The organism is Streptomyces sp. NPDC041200, assembly GCF_055591805.1.
Genome location: NZ_JBVIZF010000031.1, coordinates 56002 through 80691 on the forward strand (window position 1 = coordinate 56002; position 24690 = coordinate 80691).

The 24690-nt window shown below is 71.7% G+C and carries 24 protein-coding genes; 11 read left to right on the forward strand and 13 right to left on the reverse strand.

Annotation, left to right across the window (positions count from 1 at the left end; all coding sequences use genetic code 11):
- Nucleotides 1–18: 18 nt before the first annotated feature.
- Complete coding sequence (locus ACZ6CL_RS35515) at nucleotides 19–750, reverse strand: TetR/AcrR family transcriptional regulator (protein WP_468943708.1); 732 nt, start codon at nucleotides 748–750, stop codon at nucleotides 19–21.
- 97 nt (nucleotides 751–847) lie between these two features.
- Between ACZ6CL_RS35515 and ACZ6CL_RS35520 the strand changes: the two genes are divergently transcribed.
- From ACZ6CL_RS35520 to ACZ6CL_RS35530, 3 genes are all read left to right on the forward strand, one after another.
- Nucleotides 848–2398, forward strand: a complete 1551-nt coding sequence (locus tag ACZ6CL_RS35520; protein WP_468943711.1) for an MFS transporter — start codon at nucleotides 848–850, stop codon at nucleotides 2396–2398.
- Between the two features lie 501 nt (nucleotides 2399–2899).
- Nucleotides 2900–3055 (forward strand): hypothetical protein, encoded by a 156-nt coding sequence (locus ACZ6CL_RS35525; RefSeq protein WP_468943713.1) that lies wholly within the window; start codon nucleotides 2900–2902, stop codon nucleotides 3053–3055.
- A gap of 198 nt (nucleotides 3056–3253) precedes the next feature.
- Nucleotides 3254–3733, forward strand: a complete 480-nt coding sequence (locus tag ACZ6CL_RS35530) for a DUF2165 domain-containing protein (RefSeq protein WP_468943777.1) — start codon at nucleotides 3254–3256, stop codon at nucleotides 3731–3733.
- Between the two features lie 54 nt (nucleotides 3734–3787).
- Here the strand turns inward: ACZ6CL_RS35530 and ACZ6CL_RS35535 are convergent, their stop codons facing one another.
- Complete coding sequence (locus ACZ6CL_RS35535) at nucleotides 3788–4612, reverse strand: SCO6745 family protein (RefSeq protein ID WP_468943716.1); 825 nt, start codon at nucleotides 4610–4612, stop codon at nucleotides 3788–3790.
- A gap of 120 nt (nucleotides 4613–4732) precedes the next feature.
- Here ACZ6CL_RS35535 and ACZ6CL_RS35540 point away from each other — a divergent pair, with 120 nt between their 5' ends.
- Nucleotides 4733–5371, forward strand: a complete 639-nt coding sequence (locus ACZ6CL_RS35540) for a GntR family transcriptional regulator (RefSeq protein WP_468943779.1) — start codon at nucleotides 4733–4735, stop codon at nucleotides 5369–5371.
- Here ACZ6CL_RS35540 and ACZ6CL_RS35545 read toward each other — a convergent pair.
- The 9 genes from ACZ6CL_RS35545 to ACZ6CL_RS35585 all read right to left on the reverse strand — a co-directional run bounded on the left by ACZ6CL_RS35545 (nucleotide 5368) and on the right by ACZ6CL_RS35585 (nucleotide 16631).
- Nucleotides 5368–6837 (reverse strand): aminopeptidase P family protein, encoded by a 1470-nt coding sequence (locus ACZ6CL_RS35545; protein ID WP_468943719.1) that lies wholly within the window; start codon nucleotides 6835–6837, stop codon nucleotides 5368–5370. The two genes, ACZ6CL_RS35540 and ACZ6CL_RS35545, sit on opposite strands and share 4 nt — an antisense overlap.
- Nucleotides 6830–7735, reverse strand: coding sequence for an ATP-binding cassette domain-containing protein (locus tag ACZ6CL_RS35550; RefSeq protein ID WP_468943722.1), 906 nt, complete (start codon nucleotides 7733–7735; stop codon nucleotides 6830–6832). The genes ACZ6CL_RS35545 and ACZ6CL_RS35550 overlap by 8 nt, the downstream gene beginning before the upstream one ends.
- Nucleotides 7732–8553: an ABC transporter ATP-binding protein gene (locus ACZ6CL_RS35555; protein ID WP_468943725.1), complete on the reverse strand. Its 822-nt coding sequence runs from the start codon at nucleotides 8551–8553 to the stop codon at nucleotides 7732–7734. The genes ACZ6CL_RS35550 and ACZ6CL_RS35555 overlap by 4 nt, the downstream gene beginning before the upstream one ends.
- Nucleotides 8550–9539, reverse strand: a complete 990-nt coding sequence (locus ACZ6CL_RS35560; protein WP_468943728.1) for an ABC transporter permease — start codon at nucleotides 9537–9539, stop codon at nucleotides 8550–8552. The genes ACZ6CL_RS35555 and ACZ6CL_RS35560 overlap by 4 nt, the downstream gene beginning before the upstream one ends.
- Nucleotides 9539–10513: an ABC transporter permease gene (locus ACZ6CL_RS35565; RefSeq protein WP_468943731.1), complete on the reverse strand. Its 975-nt coding sequence runs from the start codon at nucleotides 10511–10513 to the stop codon at nucleotides 9539–9541. Before ACZ6CL_RS35565 ends, ACZ6CL_RS35560 begins: the two co-directional genes overlap by 1 nt.
- The gene (locus ACZ6CL_RS35570) at nucleotides 10513–12222 is read right to left on the reverse strand and encodes an ABC transporter substrate-binding protein (protein ID WP_468943734.1); all 1710 of its coding nucleotides are present in this window, start codon (nucleotides 12220–12222) and stop codon (nucleotides 10513–10515) included. Before ACZ6CL_RS35570 ends, ACZ6CL_RS35565 begins: the two co-directional genes overlap by 1 nt.
- A 177-nt stretch (nucleotides 12223–12399) precedes the next feature.
- Nucleotides 12400–13674 carry an SGNH/GDSL hydrolase family protein gene (locus tag ACZ6CL_RS35575; RefSeq protein WP_468943736.1) on the reverse strand — a complete coding sequence of 425 codons (1275 nt, stop codon included), beginning with the start codon at nucleotides 13672–13674 and terminating at the stop codon, nucleotides 12400–12402.
- Nucleotides 13675–13790: 116 nt separating this feature from the next.
- Nucleotides 13791–15938 (reverse strand): glycoside hydrolase family 127 protein, encoded by a 2148-nt coding sequence (locus ACZ6CL_RS35580; protein ID WP_468943739.1) that lies wholly within the window; start codon nucleotides 15936–15938, stop codon nucleotides 13791–13793.
- A gap of 276 nt (nucleotides 15939–16214) precedes the next feature.
- Nucleotides 16215–16631, reverse strand: coding sequence for a (2Fe-2S) ferredoxin domain-containing protein (locus ACZ6CL_RS35585; RefSeq protein ID WP_468943741.1), 417 nt, complete (start codon nucleotides 16629–16631; stop codon nucleotides 16215–16217).
- 315 nt (nucleotides 16632–16946) lie between these two features.
- On the opposite strand from ACZ6CL_RS35585, the gene ACZ6CL_RS35590 reads away from it, so the two are divergent.
- The 6 genes from ACZ6CL_RS35590 to ACZ6CL_RS35615 all read left to right on the forward strand — a co-directional run bounded on the left by ACZ6CL_RS35590 (nucleotide 16947) and on the right by ACZ6CL_RS35615 (nucleotide 22892).
- The gene (locus ACZ6CL_RS35590; RefSeq protein WP_468943743.1) at nucleotides 16947–18341 is read left to right on the forward strand and encodes an ABC transporter substrate-binding protein; all 1395 of its coding nucleotides are present in this window, start codon (nucleotides 16947–16949) and stop codon (nucleotides 18339–18341) included.
- The gene (locus ACZ6CL_RS35595; RefSeq protein WP_468943746.1) at nucleotides 18338–19168 is read left to right on the forward strand and encodes a carbohydrate ABC transporter permease; all 831 of its coding nucleotides are present in this window, start codon (nucleotides 18338–18340) and stop codon (nucleotides 19166–19168) included. Before ACZ6CL_RS35590 ends, ACZ6CL_RS35595 begins: the two co-directional genes overlap by 4 nt.
- On the forward strand, nucleotides 19165–20106 hold the full coding sequence (locus ACZ6CL_RS35600; RefSeq protein ID WP_468943749.1) for a carbohydrate ABC transporter permease: 942 nt from the start codon (nucleotides 19165–19167) through the stop codon (nucleotides 20104–20106). The genes ACZ6CL_RS35595 and ACZ6CL_RS35600 overlap by 4 nt, the downstream gene beginning before the upstream one ends.
- A gap of 35 nt (nucleotides 20107–20141) precedes the next feature.
- Nucleotides 20142–21212, forward strand: coding sequence for a peroxidase-related enzyme (locus ACZ6CL_RS35605; protein ID WP_468943752.1), 1071 nt, complete (start codon nucleotides 20142–20144; stop codon nucleotides 21210–21212).
- Nucleotides 21209–22264, forward strand: a complete 1056-nt coding sequence (locus tag ACZ6CL_RS35610) for an acyl-CoA dehydrogenase family protein (RefSeq protein ID WP_468943755.1) — start codon at nucleotides 21209–21211, stop codon at nucleotides 22262–22264. The genes ACZ6CL_RS35605 and ACZ6CL_RS35610 overlap by 4 nt, the downstream gene beginning before the upstream one ends.
- A gap of 301 nt (nucleotides 22265–22565) precedes the next feature.
- Nucleotides 22566–22892 carry a putative quinol monooxygenase gene (locus ACZ6CL_RS35615; RefSeq protein ID WP_468943757.1) on the forward strand — a complete coding sequence of 109 codons (327 nt, stop codon included), beginning with the start codon at nucleotides 22566–22568 and terminating at the stop codon, nucleotides 22890–22892.
- Between the two features lie 192 nt (nucleotides 22893–23084).
- Here ACZ6CL_RS35615 and ACZ6CL_RS35620 read toward each other — a convergent pair whose 3' ends face one another.
- Entirely contained in the window at nucleotides 23085–23411 is a 327-nt protein-coding gene (locus tag ACZ6CL_RS35620; RefSeq protein WP_468943759.1) for a plasmid stabilization protein, read from the reverse strand.
- Nucleotides 23412–23569: 158 nt separating this feature from the next.
- Here ACZ6CL_RS35620 and ACZ6CL_RS35625 point away from each other — a divergent pair, with 158 nt between their 5' ends.
- Nucleotides 23570–24574: a Ppx/GppA phosphatase family protein gene (locus ACZ6CL_RS35625; protein ID WP_468943761.1), complete on the forward strand. Its 1005-nt coding sequence runs from the start codon at nucleotides 23570–23572 to the stop codon at nucleotides 24572–24574.
- Between the two features lie 11 nt (nucleotides 24575–24585).
- Here the strand turns inward: ACZ6CL_RS35625 and ACZ6CL_RS35630 are convergent.
- Nucleotides 24586–24690, reverse strand: a 105-nt coding sequence (locus ACZ6CL_RS35630; protein ID WP_468943781.1) for a sigma factor-like helix-turn-helix DNA-binding protein, incomplete at its 5' end; no start/stop codon positions are given.

Consider the following 24690-nt stretch of genomic DNA (forward strand, 5'->3'; position numbering starts at 1 on the left):
CCCGGCGGCCGCGGCCGGCTATCCGCGGGCCTCGGGCGAGGTGAGACCGGCCAGCAACAGCCGCATGCCGCGGTGGTAGTGGGCGTCCCAGTCATCCTCGTCGAGGAGCGGGAAGTGGCCCGCGAGGGTGGGGTACGCGTCGATACGCGCGCGGAGGTGGGCGTCCACGGCCGAGCGGGTGACCGCCTCGTCGGTGCGCTCGCGCCACACCGCCTCGGAGGAGGCGGAGCCGATCACATAGTGGGTGATCGTGGCCGCGGCGGACGAGAGGTGCACCCCCTCGAAACCGCCGGTGGCGAGCGCGGTGTAGGCGAACTCCGAGGAGCGCAGGGCGTGCGGGCCCATGAGGGGCCGGGAGCTGGCCAGGGCGGCGGCCCAGGGGTGCCGCAGCAGGACGGAACGCAGCCCGGTCATGAACGCTTCGACGTCCGCCTGCCAGGAGGCGCTGTGCTCCTCGGGGAGGTCGAGTTCGGCGAAGACCGCGTCGAGAGACAGGTCGAGGACGTCGTCCTTGGTGGCCACGTGCCAGTAGATGCTGGTGGCATGGGCGTCGAGCCGCTCCGCGAGCCGACGCATGCTCAGTTTCTGCACGCCGTCGCGGTCCAGTAGCTCGACAGCGGTGGCGATGATCCGTTCGTGCGACAGCTGAGGCCGGGTGCGGGAGGCCTTTTTCGTGCGGAACCAGACCGATCCCGGTGCGTTCTCCGGCGTCTTCTTCCCCTGGTTCCCGTTCTCCGGCTTCGCGCTCACGAGGCCGCAGCCTATCTCGCCGCCCCCACACCCCTCGCTCCCCTACAGTGTGTAGTGCTATCCAACACTGTAGGGGAAACAGGAACGAGGGAGGACCATGAGCAACGAAGAAGGTCATCCGCGCCGGTGGGCAATCCTGGTGGCGCTGTGCGCCGCCCTTCTCGTGATCGTCGTCGACAACACGGTTCTGCATGTCGCGGTGCCCGCCATCGGCGACGCCTTCGAGGCCTCAACAGGACAGTTACAAGCGGTGGTCGACGCCTATGCCGTGGTCTTCGCCGGGCTCCTCATCACCGCGGGGACGCTCTCCGACCGGTACGGCAGGCGGCGCGCCGCCGTCGTGGGGCTGCTGGTCTTCGGCGTGGCGTCGGCGCTCGCCGCGGCGGCCCCGTCGGTAGGCTGGCTGATCGCGATGCGGGCCCTCATGGGCGTCGGCGCGGCGCTGGTGATGCCCGCGACGCTCGCGGTGCTCGTCGCGGTATTCCCCGGAGCGGAGCGCCCGCGGGCCTTCGCGGTGTGGAGCGCGGTCGCGTCCGTGGGCATGGCCGCCGGGCCCCTGCTCGGTGGGGCGCTGGTCGACGCGTGGAGCTGGGCGGGGGTTTTCCTGATCAACGTTCCCGTCGTGGCGGTGGCCCTGGTGGGGATCGTACGGCTGGTGCCCGAGACGCGGGCCGGGGACGGGCGGCGGCTGGACCTGCCCGGCACCGTGCTGGTCACCGTGGGGATGACCGGCCTGGTGTGGACCCTGATCGAGGCCCCGGCGTACGGGTACACCTCCGCCGCGGTGCTGACCGGGGCGCTGGTGGCGGTGGCGGCGCTCGTCGCCTTCGGCATACGGCAGGCCCGCTCCCCGGCGCCGATGGTCGATCTGCGGCTGTACCGGGACCGGCGGTTTTCCGGGGCCAGTTTCGCGGTGGCGGTGATGACGGTGGCGACGGGCAGCACGCTGTTCGTCCTGAGCCAGTATCTGCAACTGGTGCTGGGCTACAGCGCGTTCGAGACCGGGCTCGCGGCCGTACCGCTTGCGGCGGGGGTCGTCGCGGGCTCGGCCGTGGGCGGCCGGTCCCCGGCCAGGTTCGGGGCGCGGGCCTGCGTCGTGGCGGGATTCGCCGTCACCGCGGCCGGTTTCGCGGTGCTGGCCTCGCTGTCCGAGGGCAGCGGCTACGCGGCGGTGTCCGCCGGGCTGGCGCTGGCCGGGATGGGATCCGGTGTCGCGGGACCGTCGGCCACCAGCACCGTACTCGGCGCGGTCCCCCCGGAGCGGGCCGGGATGGGCTCCGCGCTCAACGACACCCACCAGCAGCTCGGCATCGCACTGGGGGTGGCCGGGCTGGGCAGTCTGCTCGTCACCGCCTACCGGGACGCGCTTCCCGACGGCCTGCCCGAGCACGCGATGTCCTCGCTCGGGGCCACGCTGTCGTACGCCGGTGGCCGCGCGGGCGGAAGCGCCCTGGCCGCGTCGGCCCGTTCGGCCTTCGCCGACGCCCAGTCCCTCACCATGGCCATCGGGGTGGCGGCCGCTGCGACGGCCGCGACCGTGGCGTTCTTCGCGCTACCGGGCCGCGCCGAGCGCGGTGGCTCCAGGGCGGCGGCATCCGGTCCGGAGGGGTCAGGTGAAGAACCCTATGTAGGACGAGGCGAGGCTTGAGACCAGCCAGAACACTCCAAAGGCGATACCGATGATGATCAGTATGGCCAGTACTCTGTCCGTCTTGCGGACCGCCGTGAACGGATGTTGGGGTTCCGGGTCTTGTGAGCTCACCCGGTCAACATACGGTAAGTCGTCGATGCCTGTGGAGACTTATTAATCCTTCCGTAACCGCCCGGTTCCCCTGAGGCGCGAGGCCGTCAATGACAACGTCCGGAGGAAACCCGTGGGCGAGGCAGAAGTGGCGGGCGGCTTCCCCTATGTGTCCGAGCATCCTCTGGAGCCCCCTGAGGAGTGGGCGGTTCTGCGGGGCGCGGGGTGTCCGGTGCCGGAGGTGGCGTCGCGGGCGGGCGGGGCGTCGGTGCGGGTGCTGACGGCGCAGCAGGCGGCGGCGACGCGGCCGCGGATCGCCGCCATCGGGCATGGCCTGGCGGACGCGATGGCGGCCGGGCCGCAGCCCGCGGACCTCATGGCGGAGTTCGCGCGGGCTCGCACTCCTGCGTGGGCCAGGCGCTGGCCCGTACCGAGCTGCAGGTCGCCCTGGAAATCATGCTGGAGCGGCTGCCCGGGCTCGACCTGGCGGTTCCGTCGGCGGACCTGGTGCGGCGCGCGGGACAGCTGACGGGAGGCTTCGAGCGGGTTCGCGTGGTGTGGTAGCCGGAAAAACGTACCGCCGCTGGACCTTTTTCCCGTACATGGTGGATGATCCACCTCGATCAGCGGGATCAAGCAGGGTCCAGGGGGATCCAGGGGGAGGACATGGCCGTGGTCAGAGAACGAGTGGTGAGCGAACGAGCGGACGGGGTGCGTTCGCCCCGCACCCTCGCCGTCGCCTCGGCGGTGCTCACGGGGACGATGGCGCTGTACATCGCGCTCGTGGCGTTCGGCAACATCACCGACTTCGGCACCAACCAGCAGTTCGTGCGGCATGTCCTGGCGATGGACACGACGTTCAAGGACGAGGACCTGATGTGGCGGGCGATCGAGTCGACCGCTCTCCAGGACGCCGCCTACATCGCCATCATCGCGTGGGAGACCCTGGCCGCTCTCGTCCTCATCGCCGCGACGGCCCTGTGGTGCATGAGCCTGCGGGCGGGCGGAGAGCTCGTCCGCCGCGCCCGTCGGGTGGGCACGGCGGGGCTGTTGATGCTGATGCTGCTGTTCGGCGCCGGGTTCATCGCCATCGGTGGCGAGTGGTTCTCCATGTGGCAGTCGAAGTCGTGGAACGGGCTGGACGCCGCCACGCGCGTCTTCCTGCTCTCCGGTCTCGTCCTGGTGCTCACACACCTGCCCTCCGGCGGGCGGGCGGAGCCCCGCTCCGGCTCCGAGGACTGATCGACGCCTCGCGGCGGCGGGGGAACACCCGCCGCCGCCCAGGGCGCTGGAGAATCAGCGCAGTTGGTCGAACGTCCCGGCCGCGGTGAGCGCGTCGTTGATCTGTGTGAGGAGCGAGGTGAGGCGGCGGGCGCCCTCGTCGCCGACCGGCTCCCAGAGCGCGGCGCACAGTTCGTCGGTCTCGACCTCGATCCGCTCGCGCGCCGCGGTGCCCTCATCGGTCACGGCGCCGTCGGCGTCGAGCCAGCCGCGCGCGACGAGACGTGCCGTCGCCGCGGCCCACTCCTCGTCGTTCCACTGGCGGGTCGCCCGCCCGAGACCCGTCGGCATGCGGCCCGTCGCGATCTGCAGGACGGTGCAGTCGGACGGCCCGAGGTGGTGGGCGCCGAGCACGACGAGATGCGCGTCGCCGCGCCACTCGCGCGCCACCGTGATCTGCTGCCACAGCGCGGTGAGCGGATCGGACGGGAGCGCGACCGACGCGTTCGCGGCGGCCAGCGTCTTGCCCGCGTAGTCGGCCCGGGCGACGACCGGGTCGATCAGCGACCGGGCCTCCGCGATCTCATCGTCGTCAAGCTTCACGCCGACGCGCCGCAGCGCACGATCGGCGCTGGCGAAGCGGGCGGCCTGCCACTGCTCGGGCGACGCCGCGTCCCACACACCGGCCATGGACCGCACCGCCTGCGGGCTGAAGTTGTAGAAGGTCGCGAGCGCGACCTGCCACGGGACCGCGCCCATCGCCGCCGAACGGAACGCGAAGTACGCCGGTCCGCGCTCGGTGACGCCGAACTTGGCGGCCTCCTCCGCGGCCTCGGGGACGAAGTAGATGAACCCGTGGGTCCGGTTGATGGCGAGGCTGATCTCGCGAACGACGCTCATGCGGTTGTTCTCCCGGCGAGTTGAAGAGCCGTCAGTGGATACTGACGAGCCGTAATCGACCATAGCAACAATAATCGATTATCGCGGCCAACCGTCTATGCTGGAGACATGCCACAGACGATGCTTTCCGAACAGGTCTACACCTGCCTGCGGGATGCGATCATGCGCGGGGACTACGCGCCCGGCGAGGCCCTCAAGCCGCAGGACCTGGCCAGGGAGCAAGGCGTGAGCCTGGCCGTCGTGCGCGAGGCGCTGGTACGGGTGGTCGGGGACGGCCTCGCCGACCGGCTGCACAACCGCGGCTTCGCCGTGCCCACCCTCACGCATCAGTGCTGGCAGGAGATCACCGAGGCGCGGCGCACGATCGAGCCGGTCGTCCTGCGCATGTCCGTCGAGCGCGGCGACGTCGACTGGGAGGCCCGCGTACGGGCCGCCCACCACCGTCTGGCCCGCACCCCGGCGTATCCGCCGGACCAGGGCACGTACTACTGCGACGCCTGGTCCGAGGCCCATCGGGTCTTCCACCGGACGCTGCTGGAGGGCTGCGGCAACCCCACGCTGCTGGAGACCTTCGACCGGATGTGGACGGCCAGCGAGCTGGCCCGCCGCTGGTCGGCCCACCGCGACCCCGGCCGGGACGGCGCCGACGAACACCGGCGGCTGGAGGAGGCGGCGCTGGCCCGCGACGCCGACGCCGCGGCCGCGCTGCTGGTCCAGCACCTCACCCTGACCGCGGCGGCGCTGACCGACGTTCCCTAGCCGCTCATCCAGCGCTCCAGGCCCGCCGCGTCCAGCGGCAGGTCCGCCGTGAGCACCTCGGAGCCGTCCGGAGTGATCAGGATGTCGTCCTCGATGCGTATCCCGATGCCGCGCAGCTCCGGCGGAGCCTTCAGGTCGTGCGCGTGGAAGTACAGTCCGGGCTCCACGGTGAGCACCATGCCGGGGGCCATCTCGGCGCCCTGGTACGCCTCGTACGAGGACTGGGCGCAGTCGTGCACGTCGAGGCCGAGGTGGTGGCCGATGCCGCAGACCAGCCAGCGGCGGTGGTGCTGGCCGCGCTCCGACAGGGCCTCGTCCACGGAGACCGGGAGCAGCCCCCAGTCGTGGAGGCCGTGCGCGATGACCTCCATCGCGGCGTGGTGGAAGTCGGTGAAGCGCGCCCCGGGGCGCACCTGGGCGAGCGCGGCGCGGTGGGCCCTCTCGACCAGGTCGTGGACCTGGGTCTGCGCGGCGGAGAAGCGGCCGGAGGCGGGGAAGGTGCGGGTGACGTCGGCGGTGTAGAGGTCCCGGGTCTCGACGCCCATGTCGAGGAGGACCACGTCGTCCGGGCGCACCGGGCCGTCGCACCGCACCCAGTGCAGGGTGGGGGCGTGCGCGCCGCTGCCGACGATCGTGGCGTAGCCGGGGCCGTTGCCGTGGGTGCGGGCGTGGCGTTCGAAGGTGCCCTGCAGCCAGCGCTCGCCGGGCCCTTCCAGGGCGGTGGGGAACTCCCGGACCACGGCGGCGAATCCGGAGACGGTGTGGTCCACGGCCTCGCGGAGCCGGGCGATCTCCCAGTCGTCCTTGATCATGCGCAACTCGGCGAGGGTGCGTTCCAGTTCGGCCGAGGTCTTGTGCCGGTCGGCGGTAAGGGGCCCGGTGCCGAGCGGGCCGGTGATCAGCGGGTCGGCGAGCCCGGTCAGTGCGGCCTCCAGCTCGCCGGACGTACGCACCTCCAGCTGGAGCGCGTCCGCCCAGTCGCCGGGGCCGGGGGCGCCGCCGGCCCACAGCTCGCCGTGGGCGGGGTCGGAGAAGAACCCCGGCTCGCCGGGACGGGCCGGGCGAGGCAGGTACAGGGCCGCGTCGTGTCCGGTGGCCGAGGGGCGCAGGACGAGGACGGCGTCCTCGGCCGCGCAGCCGGTGAGCCAGGCGAAGTTGCTGTCCGGGCGGAAGTCGTAGCGGGTGTCGTTGCTGCGTACGGGCGCGCTCCCCGCGGCGACGACGACGGCCCGGCCGGGGAATGCCGCGCCGAGCCGGGCGCGGTGTGCGGCGGCGGCTTCGGCCGCGCCGGGGGTGGTGGGCGGGGTGCGGTCGGGGGTGGCCCAGCCCTGGGCCATGTACGCGGCGAACCCGGGAAGTTCGCCCAGCCGGGGCAGGCGGGGGTCCGGCCCGGCGGGAACGGGCCCGGACCGGCCGGGTGCGGTGGCCGTCCGGTCGGGGTCACGGTCGCGGTCGCGGTCAGCCATGGGTGGTGCCTCCTAGGTCGCTCGCTCGGCCGTCGCCCGGCCGGTCCGCCACTCGGCCGGCGGTGCGGGCGCGGCGGGTTCGGTCCCATTCCGGGTTGATTCGGGGGATCGCGGACAGCAGGGTGCGGGTGTAGGGGGCCTTCGGGGAGGCGAAGACCTGGGCGCAGGGGCCCGACTCCACGATGCGGCCCTCGCTCATCACCGCCACCCGGTGCGCGATGCGCCGCACCACGGCGAGGTCGTGGGCGATGAAGAGGTACGCGTAGCCGCTCTCGCGCTGGAGCCGCCGCAGCAGGTCGAGCACCTGGGCCCGGACCGAGACGTCCAGCGCGGAGACGGCCTCGTCGCAGATGACGAGTCGGGGGTCCACGGCGAGCGCACGGGCGATGCCGATGCGCTGGGCCTGCCCGCCGGAGAACTGCGCGGGGTAGCGCTGGGAGTGGTCGGGGTCGAGACCGACGCGCTCCATCAGCTCCTTGGTGAGCGCGCGCCTGCCGCCCCGGGGGGCGATGCCCTGGTAGTCCAGCGGCGCCATCAGGATGCGTTCCACGGTGTGGCGCGGGTTGAGCGAGGAGTACGGGTCCTGGAAGACGACCTGTACGTCCTTGCGGAACCGGGCGAGGGCGGGCCCCGTGGCGCGGGTGACGTCCTCGCCCGCGAACTCCAGGCTGCCGCCCGTCGGTTCCATCAGCTTCGCCGCCATCCGGGCCGTGGTGGACTTTCCGCTGCCGGACTCGCCGACGACGGCGAGTGTCTCCCCCGCGCGGATGTCGAAGCTGACCCGGTCGACGGCGGTGAAGGCGTGCCGCCCGCCGAGCAGTCCGCCGGGGCCGCGGCCGGTGAAGGTCTTGGTCAGCTCCCGTGCCCGCAGGAGCGGTTCGCCCGGTGACGCGCTCACAGCGGGGCCTCCGTGTCGTCGTCGATGCGCGGCACGCTCTCCAGCAGAGCCCGCGTATACGGATGGTGGGGATCGGAGAAGACCCGCTCCGCCTCCCCGTACTCGACCGGGTCGCCCTCCCGCATCACCAGGATCCGCCGCGCGAGGGAGCTGACGACGGCCAGGTCGTGGGTGATGAAGACCATCCCGGTGCCGGTCCGCTCCTGGAGCCCGGCGAGCAGCCGCAGGATCTGCGCTTGGACGGTGACGTCGAGCGCGGTCGTCGGCTCGTCCGCGATCAGCAGGGACGGGGAGCAGACGAGCGCCATGGCGATCATGACGCGCTGCCGCTGCCCGCCGGAGAACTGGTGCGGGTAGTGGCCCGCCCGTCGCTCGGGTTCGGCGATGCCCACCCGCGTCAGCGCCTCGACGGCCACGGCGCGGGCGGCCTTCCGTGGGCCGCCGCGGTGCGCCCGGTAGGCCTCCTCGATCTGCAGGCCCACCGTGTAATAGGGGTTGAGCGAGGACAGCGGGTCCTGGAACACCATGGAGATCCCGTCGCCCCGGATCCGGCGCAGCTCGCGGTCGGGGCGGCCGAGAAGTTCCTCGCCGTCGAGGCGGACGCTGCCGGTGGCCGTCGCGCCGCGTGGCAGCAGTCCCATGATGGCGAGGCTGGTCATGGACTTGCCGGAGCCCGATTCCCCGACGATGCCGAGGGTGTCGTTCCTGCCGACGGTGAAGGAGACGCCCTTGACGACGTCGACGGGCCCGCGGGTGGTGGGCAGGGTGACGGTGAGGTCTTCCACGACGAGAAGGCCGGATCCGGGTGGCGCGCTCATCGGATCCTCACTCTCGGGTCGAGGGCGGTGTAGACGAGGTCCACGACCACGTTGCCGACCACCACGAAGAAGGCCGCCAGCAGGGTGACCGCCATGATCACCGGCTGGTCGTTCTTCGCGATGGAGTCGGCGGCCAGCTTCCCGATGCCGCCGAGGCCGAAGACCGTCTCGGTGATGAGCGCGCCGCCGAGCAGCCCGGCGAAGTCCATCCCGAAGAGGGTGGTGACGGGGGTGAGCGCCGGCCGGAGTGCGTGGCGGCGCAGCACAAGTGGCCTGCTCAGCCCCTTGGCCCGGGCGGTGCGCAGGAAGTTCTCGGACAGTGTCTCGATCACATGGGTCCGGGTCAGCCGCGCGTACAGACAGGCGTATCCGGCCGCGAGCACCATCCACGGCATCAGGTACGACTGGAACCACCGCGCCGGATCGTCCGAGAAGGCGACGGCCGAGGGGAACGGCAGCCATTGGAGCTTGACGACGAGCACGTACTGAAGGAGCAGCGCCAGCACATAGTTGGGGACGCTGATCCCGCCGAGGGCCAGCGCCATCGCGCCGCGATCCCACCAGCTCCCCTGCCGGACGGCGCTGAGCAGCCCGGCGGCCACGCCGACGAGCAGCCACAGCACGGCGGCGCCGACGGCCAGGGTGGCGCTGACCGGCAGCCGTGCGGTGATCATGGACCAGACGGACTCGTCGGTCTGGAAGCTGTAGCCGAGGCAGGGCGCCGGGCAGTGGACGAGCGTGGCGCCCGAGCCGTAATCCCGGCCCGCGAAGATCCCGCCGAGGAACGCCCCGAACTGGCTGAGGAACGGCCGGTCGAGGCCGAGTGCCGCGCGGATGGCGTCGATCCGCTCCTCGGTGCAGGTCTTGCCGCAGATCATCACCGCGGGGTCGGGCGAGAGCTGGAAGAAGATGAGGTAGGTGAAGAGGCAGACGGCGAAGAGGATGAGGACGACACCGGCGAGCCGTCCGAGGAGGTAGCGGAGCATCAGGCGGCGGCCTCCCCCTCGTCGATCGCGTGCCGCAGCCGGTCCCCGAGCACGGTCAGCGACAGCACGGTGAGGAAGAGGAACGCGCCCGGGATCACGAAGTACATCGGGTCGACCTGGTACCAGCTCACCGAGTTCGCGATCATCTGGCCCCACGACGGGGTGGGCGGGGTGAGGCCGACGCCGAGGAAGGACAGCCCGGCCTCGGTGCCGATGTAGCCGGGCACGGCGAGCGTGGCCATGACGGTGATCGGGCCGCGCAGATTGGGCAGGATCTCGCGGAACACCAGGTCACGGTCGCGGGCGCCCGACGCCCTGGCGGCCTCCACGAACTCCCGGCTGGCCAGCGCCATCGTCTGCCCCCGGACGACGCGGGCGAGATACGGCCAGCCGAAGCCGCTGATGACCACCACCAGCAGCACCGGCCGGTTCCCCGCCGGCAGGGAGGACAGGATCGCGATCATGAAGATCAGCGCGGGGAACGCCATGAGGAAGTCCATGAGCCGCGAGATCACCTGGTCCACCCACCCCCGGTAGAACCCGGCGAGCATGCCGAGGACGACGCCGAGCACCCCGGTGAGCAGGGTGCAGGAGAGCGCGATCAGCAGGGACACCCGGGCACCGTGGACGATGCGCGCGAGGATGTCCCGGCCGTTCTGCGGTTCGACGCCCAGCAGATGGTCCGCGCCGATACCGCCGTACGAGCCCCTGGGCACCCCGCCGAGGCCGGTGTCGACGGCGGCGGAGTCGAAGGCGTACGGGCCCCAGCCGGTGAGCGCGGTGATCAGCGGGGCGCCCACGGCCATCAGACAGAGCAGCCCGAGGAACGCGGCGGCGGCCACCGCGGCGCGGTCGCGCCGCAGCGCGCCGACGACGCGGCGGCCCGACGTCGGGGGCGTGGCGGGGGCCTTGGCCAGGCCCGGCGCCAGGCCCTGCGCCTCGGCGTCCGGGAGCGGTGTGCCGACGACGCTCATCAGGACTTGTCCGGGTCCGCGAGGCCGACGGAGACGAGGTCGATGCCGCCGGAGAAGCCCGCGTGGAGGCACGCCCCCGCGATGTTGCCGCCGACGACGCCGACGTACTTCTCGTACATCAGCGGCACGACGGGGGCGAGCTTCATGATCTGCTCGTCCAGTTCACCGTAGGCGGCGTTCTGCTGGTCGACGTCCTTCATGGCGGCGATCGCGTCGATCCGGTCGTTGACTCCCTCGTCGTCCAGCTGCGCCAGATTCTGGTTGCCCTTGGCGGAGATGTGCCGGCCGTCGAACAGCGGCGGCAGGAAGGTGGCGCCCGACGGCCAGTCGGGGCACCAGCCGGTGATCGCCGCGTCGTGCTGCTGGGACGGGGTGCCGATGGCCTCGTAGTAGGTGGCGGTGTCGATGGTGTTGAGCTTGACCTTGATCTTGAGCGGGGCCAGCGCCTGCTGGATCGCCACGCCCTGCTGCTGCATGTACGGCTGGGAGCGGATGTCGAGGGTGAGCGCGAAGCCGCCCCCGGCCCCCGCCTCGCCGAGCAGTCGCCGGGCGGCCGCGAGGTCGCCCTTGCCGCCCTCGCTGGGGTACGGGTCGTAGCTCTTGCGGCCGACGACGGTCGGCGGCTGGATGGAGGTGGCCTGCTGCGCCTTGGCCGTGCCGCCGACCGCGTCGACCTGGGTCGCCTTGTTGACGGCGTACGCGATGGCCTGGCGCACCTTCACCTGGTTGAGGGGTTTCTTTGTGGTGTTCAGGCCCAGGTAGGTGGTGCAGCCGGTGAGCCCGGAGAGGGTGCGCCCGCGCACCGCGGGGGTCTGGATGCGGGCGACGGTGGCGGGCTGTATGCCGGATCCGCCCGCGATGGCGCTGGCGTCGTCGCCCTGGTTCGCGATCATGCGCTCGTCGATGGTGGCGCCGTCCAGTCCGAAGGTCCACGCGAAGTGGTCGGGCAGGGCCTTGCGGACGGTGTCCGTGCCGGGGTCCCAGTGCTTGTTGCGGTCCAGCGTCAGCGAGGCACCGCGCTTGTACGAGGCGACCTGGTACGGGCCGGAGGCGATGGGTGCGCGGTCGAACTCGCCCTTGCCGCCGGTGCCCTTGGGGAAGGGGGTGAACGTGGGCTGGGCCACGACGCTGCCGAAGTCCGCGTAGGGCTTCTTCAGATGGAAGACGATCGTCCGCGGGTCCGGGGTCTCGATCGTGCGCAGGTCCCCGGAGGCGTACGGGCCCTGGTAGCCGTCCGGGGCGTCGATGAGCTGCCGGGCGTACGGGGAGCCGATGCCGATCTCGGGGTCCCAGGCCCGCGAGACGCCGAACTTCACCTCCGCGCTGGTGATGGGGTCGCCGTTCTGGAAGCGGAGCCCCTTCTTCAGGGTGAACGTCCAGGTCTTGCCGCCCTGGGAGGGCTTGCCGGTGTCGGTGGCGAGGTCGGGGCGGATGGCCGTACCGGCCTTGCCGGGCGCCGCGCCCTGGGTCGTGAGGGTGCGGTAGATGAGGCGGTAGAAGTTGTTGACGCCGCCGTCGAAACCGCGGGCGGGGTCGAGGTGGGAGAACGCCACGTTGGTCAGGACGCGCACGGTGCCGCCTTTGGCCGCCTTGCCGCCGGGTCCGGCCGCGGAGGTGGCGCCTTGCGGGCCGCCGCCGGAGCAGGCGGCGAGTGCCAGGACCAGCGATGAGGTCAGCGTGGCGATCCGGAGAGAGTGCGATCTTTTCACTGTGCCTTCTTTCGGGGCTGGGCCTGAGCTGGGCCACCGAGGGGCGCTGTGTGACATTGCACTGGTGCTCGTGACGGTAAAGGGCGGGCGAGGCGTTGCCAAGATGCCGTGCCCCGGCGCGCGTTGGAGCCCCCGGCACGCACGGGCCGGGGGCCGGGGCGAAAGCGAGCGGAGGGGTCAGCGGCCGCAGCGCAGGTCGCGGAGGGCGATGGCGTCGCCCATCACCCGCATACCGGCGTCATTGGGGTGGAGGTGGTCACCGCTGTCGTAGGCGGGAAGCATCTTGGAGGGCGCGGCGGGGTCCCGGACGGCCTTGTCGAAGTCCACGACCGCGTCGAACTCGCCGCTGCCGCGGATGTAGGCGTTGACCTGCTCGCGGACCGTCTCGTCGACGGCCTCGTACTCCCGCCAGCCCTCGTAGGGCATGACGGTCGCCCCGACCACGCAGACGCCGCGCGCGTGGGACCTGGCGATGATCTGCCGGTAACCGGCGATCAGGTCGGCGGCGGTGGGGCCCGGCGTGGCCTTGATGTCGTTGATGCCCTCCAGCAGGATCGTCGTGCGCACACCGGCCTGGGAGAGCACATCCCGGTCGAGCCGCTTCAGCGCGCTCTCGGCGGAGCCGTCGGCGAGGATCTTGTTGCCGGAGATCCCCTCGTTGGCGACGCCCTTGAGCCGGGTGCGGGGGTCGGCGAGCAGGCGGCGGGCGAGGAAGTCCGGCCAGCGGCGGTTGGTGTCCGCGGAGGAGGCGGAGCCGTCGGTGATCGAGTCGCCGAAGGCGACGACGGCTCCGGTGCCCGGGCGCGGCCGCACCACGGCCGCGTCCAGGTAGTACCAGGAGGTGATCGCCTGCGAGTACGAAGCGGCGCCCTCCTCCGCGGCGTGGTCGCCGGCCGGTGCGGCGTACTGGGTCGAACGGGCCCCCTTGTGCCCGGTCGCGAGGGTGCCCGCGCTGCGTACGTAGAGGCTGATCGCCAGGTCCGACTGGGCCCGGACCCGGCCCGGCAGCGGATCGCTGTAGACGACGCCGCCCGCCGGGACGGTCACCGACGACGCGCCCCGGAAGGTCAGCCGCCTGTTGCTGCCGGGCACGAGCGCGGCCCCGGACGCGCGGACGCCCGCGTAGGCGCGCCCGAAGGTCACCGGCTGGTCGCCGTAGGCGTTGGACAGCCGGATGCGCAGATCCCGGCCGCCGACGCTGGTGTGGATGACGAACCGGTAGGTCAGGTCCTGGGTCGCGGCGCCCGCCGGGTAGGCGCTGGAGCCCCAGGTGACGACGGAGGAACGCGGGGCGGCGGGCACCGCGGCCTGAACGGCGGTCGGGGTGGCGGCGTGTCCGGAGGGCTGGGCGGCGGCGGAGGACTCGGTTCCGGTGGCCACGACCACGCCGAGGGCGGCGGCGGTCGCGACCAGGATGCCGAGGGCGCGGGCGGATAAGCCGGGTCTCTGCATGATGGGTGGTTCCCTCTCTCAACAGGGGGAATGATCGGATGAATTGATGCGCATTCCGACCCGACTGTCGAGAGATTACGTCACAATCCGAAACTTTCGACGCTCGCCACATCATGTCATCGGATCTGTTCACTCCTCCTGAGGTCCGCCCTGACCGCGGCCGCGATGACCCCGTCCCGCTCGGCGCGGCTGAACAGCCCCTCGGACAGCCAGGTGTCGGCGAGGGTGCGCACCGCCCGGACGAAGCCGCCGGAGGTCGCGAAGGGCGCCTGCTCCCAGAGCGCGTCGAGGAAGGTGAGGCCGTCCCCGCGGGCGCGGTTCGGTACGCCCGAGTCGGCCGCGCCGAAGACGACGACGGGTTCCACGCGCCGGAAGTAGGCGTGGTACGGAGCGTCGTCGGCGAGGTGGAACGGTGCGAGGGTCAGGCCGTGGGTGGTGAAGTGCATCGGCCCCTCGCCGGGCTCGATCGCGTCGGCGAGGTCGCCGCGCAGCGTGAAGTCCTTGTAGAAGGAGAACGAGCGGAACCGCGTTTCCGCGCTCCGGGCGACCAGCAGGACCGGACCGTAGAACACCGACTGCACGGCGGGGTCGTCCAGGGCCCGTTCGACGCGCAGGCGGTAGGGAGCGGAGATGCGGACCCGGTCGCCGCGCCGCCAGTTCCTGCTGAGGGTGAGGTAGCTGCCGGGCCGTGCCTCGACCCGCTGCCGGACCCCGTTGACGGTGACGGTGAAGCCCGCCGTGGCCCAGGCCGGGACCCGGAGCTTGAGGTCGAGCCGCCCCCTGCCCTCACGGAACGTCAGGGTGCGGGCGCCCTCGGCCGGGTAGTCGCTGGTCTGCTCGATGACGAAGCCCCGCTCCGACCACCGCAGCGTCGAGGAGAGGGCGAGGTTGACGTAGAGCGCGGTGCCGTCGGCGGAGCGGAAGTACACCGAGTCCTGGTACTTGGTGTGGTTCTCCATGCCCGTGCCGCCGCAGCAGGTGCCGGTGTTGTCGTACTCGCGCCGCACCCCCGGGCCCATCCCGACGAAGTACGTGACCTCCGGGCTGGTCGCGGAGGGGGCGTCCCGGCGGGAGGCGAGGATGTGGTTGGTCAGACCGCGCTCGTAGTAGTCCAGGTACGCGGGGTCCGGCTCGCGGAAGAACAGCTGTCTGCTCAGCTTGAGCATGTTGTACGTGGCGCAGGTCTCGGCGTTCTTGTCGTCCAGGGTGGCCGCGATGGCGTTCCGGGCCCGGAACATCTCCCCCTGTCCCGTGCCGCCCAGGCTGTACATCCGGGGTCCCGCGACCATGCCCCAGAAGTTGCGGGCCGCGTCGGCGTACGTGTCCTGGCCGGTGTGGTCGAACAGCCGCAGATAGCCGGTGAACTGCGGGATGTGCTGGTTGGCGTGCTTGCCCTCCAGGGTGTCGCGGTCCTCGGCGCAGGCGTTCAGAAGGGTGGTGTTGTCGAAGCAGCGGGCGGCGGCGAGGTGTTCGGGGCGGCCGGTGAGCGCGTACAGGTCCGCCATCACCTCGTTCATCCCGCCGTACTCACCCGCGATGTAGATGGACCACATCCGCTCCAGCTGGGCCTTCGGCAAGTGGCCGAGCCTGCTGTGCACCCAGTCGCCCATCGCCGAGGCGATCTTCAGGGCCTGCTCGTTCCCGGCCAGGGTGTGGGCGTCGAGCAGCCCTCGCATGATCTTGTGGCAGGTGTAGTACGGGGCCCAGATGGTGGGGTACGTGGTGTAGCTCTCCAGCAGGATGAACTGGGTCTCCGGGTACGCCGCCAGATACCCGGGGTGGCTGGGTCTGGGAGTGCCGTGTTCCGCCAGGGCCCGCTGGCACGCGCCGAGCGCGTCGACCAGATAGTCGAGCTTGGTCTTGAGCGCGGGCTCCCCGGTGTCGGCGCAGGCCTGGGCGATGAGGGTGAGGAAGTGGCCGCCGTAGTGGCCGCGCAGATTGCCGTCGGAGGTCTCCCAGCCGCCGGGTGGCAGGGCGCCACGGGTGTCGAGCCCGGCGTTGGCCCGGAAGACGGCCAGGATGCGGTCGGCAGGGTAGGACCGGGCGTAGTCGAGTATCAGGTCGCGCTTGCGGCGGAACACGCCGTCGCCGAGGGTCACTTGCTCCAGTGGGAAGGGGTGTACCGACCACCCGGCCTGGGCGGACGCGGCGCCGGGGGCGGGGGCCGCCGCGTGTGCCTGCGGCAGGGCGTGCGCGAGTGGGGCGGCGGCCGCGGCTCCGGCCGCGAGCCTCAACGCACGGCGGCGGGAGGGGGGTTGGGACATGCTCGGACTCCGATCGTCGATCCGGATGACGGCGATGGGTGCGGTGGCGCATGACCTGCGACAGAAACGGCCTGCTACGAAAACGGACCGGAAAGGCTTTCAGTGAACCTAGAACCCGGTCCATGGCCCGTCAATCCGCCCTCAGCGGCCGCAGCCAGGTGCGCGCGCTGACCCGGCAGCGGGTGATCGAGGCCGCCGAGCGGCTGTCGTTCCAGCCCAATCAGCTGGCCCGCGGTCTGCCCGCCGGACGGACGGGCACCGTCGGACCGCGCTGGTTCAGGGACGCTCCCGGGGGACGAAGGTGTACAAATCCAGGATCTCCGGCAGGGGAGCGATGCCGGGGCCGCCCGCGCGGACCCACGCGGCGATGTCCTCGGTCGCGTCCCGGTCGTTGACCAGCCCCAGCCAGACCGGCCGCGCACCGGCGGCACGGCCCTCGGCGGAGGGCTGTACGACGACCACGTTGGCCTGGTCGCAGAAGTCGAGGCAGTCGGAGACCCGCACCGGCGCCACCTCGCGCAGCCGCTCGGTCTGGGCCGCGTGGTCGACGTGGGACAGTTTGGCGCTGCCGCAGCAGCAGTCCCGGCACACGACCAGGCGACACGGCACCGGGCCGCGGGTCGCTCCTTCGCCCAGCGGCTCGCCGGTCGTGGCGGTCGGCTCGGCCGTCTGGCCGGGCAGCCTCGTGGACATGGCGGGCCCTCCCTCTCTCCGGTGTCCGGCTTCCGGGGAGATCCGCCCCCGCCCGGCATCATTCCATTCGCGCCCCCGCCCGCACCACGGCGCCTCCCCTTTCCGGCACCTCAAGACACCTTTGACAGCGGACGACCCACCGCATAGCTTCAAGGTCATCTGTATCGCACAAGGATCCGAGGGGGCGGCTGTGCGGACTCTGTTTCTCACCAAGCGGCGGTATCTCGATCTCCGCAGGTCCACCACCACGGGATGTTGAGCGATTCCTTCCCCGCTCCCCCGTTCTCCCTCCGCGCATCCCTCCCCTGGACCGCCATGCCCTCCGCCCGCGTATCGCGGCGCGGCCTGCTGTCGCTGGCCGCTGCCTCCTCCGGTTCCACGCTGCTGTCCTCATGCGCCGACGCCGACTCCGGGGGCACGGTCGTGCCCTTCTACACGACCGAGTCGGACCCCAAATCGCTCGCCTTCTACCGCTCCGTGATCAAGCGGTTCGAGCGCAGCCACCCCGGTGTCACCGTGAAGATGACGCTGTACTCGGACGAGAACCAGCTCCAGTACCTCCAGACGGCCATGCAGACCGGCACCGACATCGGCGTCTTCGCACCGCCCGCCGCGAACATCCTCGACTGGGCCGTCAAGGGCTATCTGCTGCCCCTCAGCGGCATGATCGAGGACATCGGCGAGGACGACTTCCTGCCCGGCACCCGCATCGTGCACCGCGGTGAGGACTACGCGATGCCGTTCCAGGCCAACGCCTCCGTCCTCTACTACCGCAAGGACCTGCTCGACAAGGCGGGCATCGAGCCGCCCCGCACCTACGGCCAGTTCCTCGGCGCGGTGCGCGAGCTGCACGGCAGGGACGGCATCGACGGCATCTCGTCCGGCGCCGGAAACACCCCGGGCATGACGACGCAGTTCCTCTCCCCGTACGTCTACCAGGCGGGCTGGGACTACTACGGCCCGGACGGTGAGGTGCTGTTCGGCAAGGACGAAGTGCTCGACGGCGTGAAGCGGCACGTCGCGATCATGCGGTACGCGCGCAAGGGCGCGTACAACACCAACTACCCGGACCTGATGAACACCTACATCTCCGGGAAGGCCGCCTTCGCGACGATGGCGGGCCGGCTCGGCGTCAACCTCGCCGAGCAGAACCCGCGGATCGCCGAGGTCACCGGCGTCCTGCCGGTGCCCGCTGGGCCGTTCCGCACCGGACGGCTGGCGTACGGCGGCAAGAACCAGTACAGCGTGTTCGCGCACACCCGGCACAGACGCGCGGCCAGGGCCTTCCTCAAGGAGCTGACCACCGGCGAGAACGCGCTGAAGTTCTCCCTCACCGTCCCCGGCCACCTCGTGCCGCCGCTGAAGTCCGTGGGGGACCGGCTGCGCGCGGAGATCGGCGTCTCGGACGACCCGTACCTGCGGAAACACGGCGAGTGGGTGCGCACCATCCTCGATCTCGTGCCGCACGCGCTGAGCCCCGACATGGCCATGGGGTCGGTCGTGAACGGGCGGTACGACGGCAAGCTGTCCAACCCCTGCCCCTGGGCGGGCAAGGCATGGGCGCCGCCACCGGCCGACGCCTCGATGGTGCAGTCGATCCTGCTGCGCGGCGACGACCCCGAGGAGGCGTGGCGCCGGGCCGTGGACCAGTTCGCCTTCGCGGCCCGCGACTGGAAGTCGGCCAACCCGGAGTGGAGGCCCGCCGCATGAGGACCTTCCGTATCGGGCGTGCCCTCCAGTACGTGGCGCTGGCCGCCGTCGTGCTCATCGCCGATCTGCCGCTGCTGTGGATCCTGTTCACGGCGGTCAAACCGGATGAGGAGATCATCTCCTATCCCCCGACGTTCTTCCCGGACACGCTCACGCTCGACAACTTCCGCACGCTCTTCGAGATCTCGTCCTTCGGCACGTACCTCACCAACTCGCTGATCGTGGCCACCGCCTCCACGCTGCTGGTCGTCGGCTTGGGCACCTGCGCCGCGTACGCGCTCGTCCGGTTCCGGATACCGGGGCTGCGGTGGGTCGGGGAGCTGTCGCTGTTCGCGTATCTGGTGCCGCCGATCCTGGTGCTGGTGCCGGTCTCGCAGCTGGTGGCGCGGTTCGGGCTCGCCAACAACCTCCTCGCGCTGGTCGTGATCTACACGGCCACGTTGCTGCCGTTCGCGCTGTGGACGCTGCGCTCGTACTTCCACGGGCTCACCATCGAGCTGGAGGACGCGGCGATGGTCGACGGCTGCACCCGGTTCGGGGCGTTCGTCCGGGTCGTGCTGCCGCAGTCGGTACCGGGGCTGATCGCGACCGCCGTGTTCGCCTTCAACGCGGCCTGGAGCGAATACCTCTTCGCCTCCACGCTGATGGCGGAGCCGGACAAGCTGACGCTCAGCCCGGGGCTCTCGCTGCTCATGGACCAGACGAGCGTCTACTCGTGGGGTGTGCTGATGGCCGCCGCGCTGATCGTGGTGGCGCCCGTGCTGGTGCTGTTCGTGCTCGTCCAGAAGTTCCTCGTCGGCGGCATCGGACAGGGGGCCGTGAAGTGACTGCCGTATCCCAGACGTCCCCGGCCAGCGCCCGATCGCGCGACCGGGCCCGGCGCCGGGGCCTGTCCGACCGCGCGCTCGGCACCCTCATGCTGGTGCCCGCGCTCCTGCTGCTGCTCGTCTTCGCGGTCTACCCCTTCTTCGCGTCGGTCTTCGACAGCTTCTTCCGCGTCGACTTCCTCACCCGCGAACACACCTTCCTCGGCCTCGACAACTACCGCCGCCTGTGGGAGGACCCGTCGGTGCGCGGCGCGTTCGGGCGCAGTGTGCTGTGGGTCGCGGGGAACATGGTGATCCAGGCCGCCGCCGGAGTGGCCGTCGCGCTGCTCCTCAACGCGGGACTGCGCGGCCAGACCCTGGCCCGGGGGCTCGTGCTCTTCCCGTACGTCGTGCCCGCGGTGGTCGCCGCGATGGTGTTCCGCTTCGCGTTCAACGACACCTCGGGCATGGCCGGTTACCTGCTGCGGACGCTCGGGCTGAGCGACACCCTGGTGAACCCGTTCGCCGACCCGGCGACGGTGATGTTCGCGCTGGTCGCCGTGAACTGCTGGAAGTACGTGCCGTTCATCGTGATCGTTGTCCTGGCCCGCCTGCAGACCCTGCCGGGCGAACTGCGCGAGGCGGCGTCGCTGGACGGCGCCGGGCGGTTCGGGATCTTCCGGCATGTGACGCTGCCGTGGATCGCGCCCGCGCTGATCATCGCCATGCTGATGCGCACGATCTGGACGGCGTACGACTTCGACCTGCCCTATCTGCTCTCCGGCGGCGGCCCGATGGACACCTCGACGACCGTCCCGCTGGAGATCAGGAAGCTGGCCTTCGCCGATCAGGACCTCGGCCTCGCCTCCGCGCTGGCGGTGTGCGTGGCCATCCTCCTGGTCGCGGGCGCGCGCCTGTATCTGCGCGCGTACCGGGCGAGCGAGGACGCGACGGGCTGAGCACTCCCCCAGGACATCCCGAAAGGCACCCCCCCATGTCCGAAACGCATGAAACACCCGATGTGATCGACGCCGTCGCCGGTACGCCCGCCGCCCTGCGGACGTACCGCGACACGGCGTACGACCGCACCCAGGGCGCCCACGACGCGCTGCTGACCGGCACCGACGGCCTCCCCCGCGCCGAGCGCGCGGCGCTCGCCGCCCATGCCGCCGAGCAGGACGGCGCGCGGGCGCTGGCGGCGCACTACCGGGGCCTGGGCCCGGCGCCCGCGCCGTCCGCGCGCTTCGACGCGCTGCTGCGCCACGCCGAACTGCTCGTCCTCGCCCCGTCCACGGCGGGTCCGAAGGACATCGCGGCGCTGACGGAGGCGGGCTGGGGCGCCCCGGATGTGGTCGCGACCTCGCAGCTCGTCGCGTTCGTCACGTACCAGGCGCGGCTCGCGGCCGGACTGCGGGCGCTCGGCGGGCTCCCGGCGGAGGGCGGCGAGGTCCCCGCGTACGGCGTGGCGAGCGAGGGGCGCCCGTTCACGCTCGACGCGCTGGAGTGGGACGCCTGGGTGGAGACCGTGGACGTGGACCGCGCCACGCCCGAGCAGATCGCCGTGCTGGAGGAGTCGCTGCCGACGGCGAAGACCTCGCCGTACTACCTGGCGCTCGTCCACGATGTGACGGCGCTGCGCGAGCGGTCGCGGCTCTACAACGCCATCATGTACGCGCCGCGCGGGCTCGACCGCCGCGACCGGGAGATCGCCGCGCTCGCCGTCTCACGCGTCAACGGCTGCGTGTACTGCGCGTCCGTACACGCCCGGCGCTTCGCGCAGCTCGCCAAGGACGAGGGCCCCGCGCGGGCGCTCCTCGACGCGGGTCCCGGCGCGGACCTGGGCACGGCGCGGCGGCGCGCCGTGGCCGACTTCGCGGTACGCCTCACCCGCGAGCCCCACCAGCCGCTCGACCTCATGACGCTGCGGACGGACGCGGGCCTGGACGATACGGAGATCCTGGACCTCGTCCACGTCGTCGCCGTGTTCGCCTGGGCCAACCGTCTGATGCTCACCCTGGGCGAGCCCCGTACCCCTCGTTCCGGCACAGAGGAGCACTCCGCATGACCGCCACGCCCGACCACCCCCTCGTCGCCGCGGCCCACCGGCTGGCCGACGACGTCCTCGCCCCCGCCGCAGAGGCGCACGACCGGGAGGGCGTCGCCCCCGAGGCCATCGCCGCCGTCAAGGCGTCGGGCGTGCTGGGGGTCAACGCACCGGCGGCGTACGGCGGCGCGGAGGCCCCGGCGGCCGTCGGCCGGGAGATCGCCGAGATCCTTTCGGGCGCCTGCTGTTCGACGTTCTTCATCCAGGCCCAGCACCACACGCCGGTGCGGACCCTGGCCACGGGCGAGGAGGCGGCGCGCGAGCGCTGGCTGCGGCCGCTGAGCGACGGCACGCTGCTCGCCGGAATCGCCTTCTCGCACCTGCGCGCCCACCCGAAGCTGCCCGTGCGGGCCACCCGGGTGGCGGACGGCTGGCGCTTCGACGGGCGGGTGCCCTGGTACACCGGCTGGGGGCTGAACGACCTGTTCCTGCTGGGCGGCGGCACCGAGGACGGCGAGGTGGTCTTCGGCGTCGTCGACGCCCACGACCAGCCGGGACTCACTGCCACCGGTCCGCTCCAGCTCGCCGCGCTCACCGGTTCGCACACGGTCGGCCTGCTGCTCGACGGGCTCGTGGTGCCCGACGAGGCGGTCGCGGTGCGCCTCCCGCACGAGCGCTGGGCGACGGACGACCGACCCAAGAACACCAACACCAACCCCGCCGTCTTCGGCGTGGCCCGCGCCGCGCTCGACCTCGTCGACGCCTCCGGTGACGGCGAGGCGAAGGAGACGGCGGATGTCCTGCGGACACGCCTGGACGCGGTACGCCGCGACGCCTACGCGCTGGTCGACGAGGTGCCGCCCGCCGAGCGGCTGGACGACCGGCTCGCGGCCAAGACCCGGGCCTACGAGGTGATGCGCGCCGCCACCACGGCCGCGATCGCGGCGGGCGGCGGCCGGGCCTTCGGCCTGTCGCACCCGGCCCAGCGCCTCGCCAGGGAGGGCCTGTTCCTCGTCGTCCAGGGCCAGACCCCGGAGGTCCGCACCGCCCATCTGGCCGCGCTGCGCTCCTGACCGCGAAGAGAATGGCCCTCACCGACGGGGGATGCGGTGAGGGCCACGTCCAGTGTGGCACGGACGATGCCCCCATGTCCCCCTTCCAGCTAACAAACTTGGCATATATCTACCACTTGACTCCCTTTCACCTCAGGAGTCTCATCCATCCCAGCGGCGAGTGGGGGGATGGTGAGTCGGCGCCGTCCCGCCGTGTCCGGGAAGGCTGCGGGAACGGCGCAATCCAGTTGGTGCGCCGTCGGCGAACCCCCTGGGCTCCGGGGCGCCGGTCGTCAATCCTGGCGGAATCAAGCCATGGAGGATGACCGTGACCGTGGAATACATCCGCTACCGCATCACCGATCCCGGGCGAAGAGCCGCCTTCGAAAAGGACTACGCGACCGCCGCCGAGCAGCTGGACCTCGCCCCGCAGTGCCTGGGCTATGAGCTGTCCCAGGGTGTCGAGGAACCCGAGCGCTACATCCTGCGGGTCGAGTGGGCCTCCGTCGAGGACCACCTGCAAGGCTTTCGTGGCGGCCCGCACTTCCCGCCGTTCCTCGCCTCGATTCGTTCCTACATCCAGGACATCGAGGAGATGAAGCACTACGCGAGGACGCCCGTCGTGTCCGCCATCGGAGGGGCGGCATGACCGGGCGCACCGAGTCCCTGTTCGACGCCGCCGGCGGACTGGGGCACCCGGATCGCCCGCGACGTCTCGGCCGGATCGGCCGGTGACGACCTCGGCGAGCCGGGCCCGACGCCGCGCTGGGGCTGGGACGGGCTGATGTGAACGTGTGGGGGCCGCCCGGCGGCCCCCACGGCGCCCCTCACCGGCGTGCGGTCAGCGGCCGAGGGCCTTCGCCAGCTGCTGTTTGTTCATGTGCGAGCGGCCCTCGATCCCGCGCTGCTTCGCCTCGTTGTACAGCTGGTCGCGAGTGGGGCCCTTGGGGCCGGTGTGCGAGCGCTCGCCGCCCCGCTGCGGCGCGGACTTCCGGTCCCGCGTCGACGTCTTGCTGGCCGACTTCGCCTCGCCCGAGCGGGCGCGCTCCTTGTTCACGGTGCGGGAGGCGATTTCCTTGGCGCGGCCCGTGGACGTGCCACGCTTCTCCGCGCCTTCCTTGATGTGCTCGTACTGTCGTTCACGCTTGGAATGGGAGCCCGCAGGCATCTCGCTGCCCCTCTCTCCGTGCCGTGTGTTTCACGGCACGGGTCCCCTGGCCGTCGCGTCTCTAACCACCACGCGCCGAGACATCCGCGCACGGCCGCAGCCCGGAGAACGATCGATCACGCAGACTGGAACCGGGCCTTCCGGGGCACTCGTGGCGGATGCGACTAGGAGTGCTCGACATCGGTTCCCGTTCCGTCCACCTCCAGATCGCCGACCTCACGCAGGGCAGCCCACCCGAGCGGGTGGCGGCGATGAAACAGCAGGTGGGCCTCGCCGAGTCCACCGACCGGCGGGGAGTGATCGACCAGGCCGCGACACGCCGCGTGGTCGGCGCCGTGGCCGAGGCCGCAGCGGTCGCGGGCGCCCATCACGTCGACGGCCTGGCCGCCTACGCCACCTCGGCCATCCGGGACGCGACCAATCAGGAGACCGTGCTCGCCGAGATCGAGGCCGCCACCGGAATCCGCGCGAACCTCATGAGCGGGCTCGAAGAGGCGCGGCTGACCTTCCTGGCGGCCCGTGGCTGGTACGGCTGGTACGCCGACCGGATGCTGCTCCTCGACATCGGCGGCGGTTCCCTGGAGATCGCCTCCGGCCGCCGCTGCGAGCCCGATGCCGCCATCTCCGTCCCCCTGGGAGCGGGGCGGCTCACCCGCCACCACCTCCCGGACACCACTCCGGTGAAGAAGCGCGAGGTCAAGGAGTTGCGCGCCTACGTGCGCTCGATGCTCAGCGAGGCGACGGCCGAACTGCGCGACCTCCCCGCGCCCGCCTCCCACGTCGCCACGTCCAAGACCTTCCACCAGCTCGCCCGGCTCACCGGCAGCCACAAGCCGAAGCCCGGGGCCATCCCCTCCAGCACCCTCAGCGTGGACAAGCTACGGCCGTGGATCCCGAAGCTCGCGGCCAGGACCGACGTCCAGCGTGCGAAGCTGCGGGGCATCTCCACCGCCCGCGCCCATCAGGCCCTCGCCGGTGCGGTCGTCGCGGAAGCCGCCATGGACATCATGGGTGTGCGGCAGCTCACGATCTGCCCCTGGGCCCTGCGTGAAGGTGTTCTCCTGGACCGCCTCCGCTCGCTGGACGAGACGGGCGGGCCGGACGGACCGGATGACACGGACGACACGGCTCCCAGGATCGCGGCGGTGGCATCCGCCACCTGACCCCCGGCCCGTCACGCGGCTTTGGCCTCGATCTGGTCGTGCAACCGGGCGCAGGTGCGGTTGATGAGCCGGGAGACGTGCATTTGGGAGATGCCGAGTTGTTCGGCGATGCGGCC

What these genes read in the sequence shown, in the direction of transcription:
- ACZ6CL_RS35555 (WP_468943725.1), bottom strand. Translation starts at nt 8,553, where the DNA reads ATGAGCGCGCCACCCGGATCCGGCCTTCTCGTCGTGGAAGACCTCACC.
- ACZ6CL_RS35620 (WP_468943759.1), bottom strand. Translation starts at nt 23,411, where the DNA reads ATGCCTGCGGGCTCCCATTCCAAGCGTGAACGACAGTACGAGCACATC.
- ACZ6CL_RS35540 (WP_468943779.1), top strand. Translation starts at nt 4,733, where the DNA reads ATGCTTTCCGAACAGGTCTACACCTGCCTGCGGGATGCGATCATGCGC.
- ACZ6CL_RS35585 (WP_468943741.1), bottom strand. Translation starts at nt 16,631, where the DNA reads ATGTCCACGAGGCTGCCCGGCCAGACGGCCGAGCCGACCGCCACGACC.
- ACZ6CL_RS35610 (WP_468943755.1), top strand. Translation starts at nt 21,209, where the DNA reads ATGACCGCCACGCCCGACCACCCCCTCGTCGCCGCGGCCCACCGGCTG.
- ACZ6CL_RS35520 (WP_468943711.1), top strand. Translation starts at nt 848, where the DNA reads ATGAGCAACGAAGAAGGTCATCCGCGCCGGTGGGCAATCCTGGTGGCG.
- ACZ6CL_RS35535 (WP_468943716.1), bottom strand. Translation starts at nt 4,612, where the DNA reads ATGAGCGTCGTTCGCGAGATCAGCCTCGCCATCAACCGGACCCACGGG.
- ACZ6CL_RS35530 (WP_468943777.1), top strand. Translation starts at nt 3,254, where the DNA reads ATGGCGCTGTACATCGCGCTCGTGGCGTTCGGCAACATCACCGACTTC.
- ACZ6CL_RS35565 (WP_468943731.1), bottom strand. Translation starts at nt 10,513, where the DNA reads ATGAGCGTCGTCGGCACACCGCTCCCGGACGCCGAGGCGCAGGGCCTG.
- ACZ6CL_RS35615 (WP_468943757.1), top strand. Translation starts at nt 22,566, where the DNA reads ATGACCGTGACCGTGGAATACATCCGCTACCGCATCACCGATCCCGGG.
- ACZ6CL_RS35560 (WP_468943728.1), bottom strand. Translation starts at nt 9,539, where the DNA reads ATGCTCCGCTACCTCCTCGGACGGCTCGCCGGTGTCGTCCTCATCCTC.
- ACZ6CL_RS35575 (WP_468943736.1), bottom strand. Translation starts at nt 13,674, where the DNA reads ATGCAGAGACCCGGCTTATCCGCCCGCGCCCTCGGCATCCTGGTCGCG.
- ACZ6CL_RS35590 (WP_468943743.1), top strand. Translation starts at nt 16,947, where the DNA reads ATGCCCTCCGCCCGCGTATCGCGGCGCGGCCTGCTGTCGCTGGCCGCT.
- ACZ6CL_RS35595 (WP_468943746.1), top strand. Translation starts at nt 18,338, where the DNA reads ATGAGGACCTTCCGTATCGGGCGTGCCCTCCAGTACGTGGCGCTGGCC.
- ACZ6CL_RS35625 (WP_468943761.1), top strand. Translation starts at nt 23,570, where the DNA reads ATGCGACTAGGAGTGCTCGACATCGGTTCCCGTTCCGTCCACCTCCAG.
- ACZ6CL_RS35580 (WP_468943739.1), bottom strand. Translation starts at nt 15,938, where the DNA reads ATGTCCCAACCCCCCTCCCGCCGCCGTGCGTTGAGGCTCGCGGCCGGA.
- ACZ6CL_RS35605 (WP_468943752.1), top strand. Translation starts at nt 20,142, where the DNA reads ATGTCCGAAACGCATGAAACACCCGATGTGATCGACGCCGTCGCCGGT.
- ACZ6CL_RS35545 (WP_468943719.1), bottom strand. Translation starts at nt 6,837, where the DNA reads ATGGCTGACCGCGACCGCGACCGTGACCCCGACCGGACGGCCACCGCA.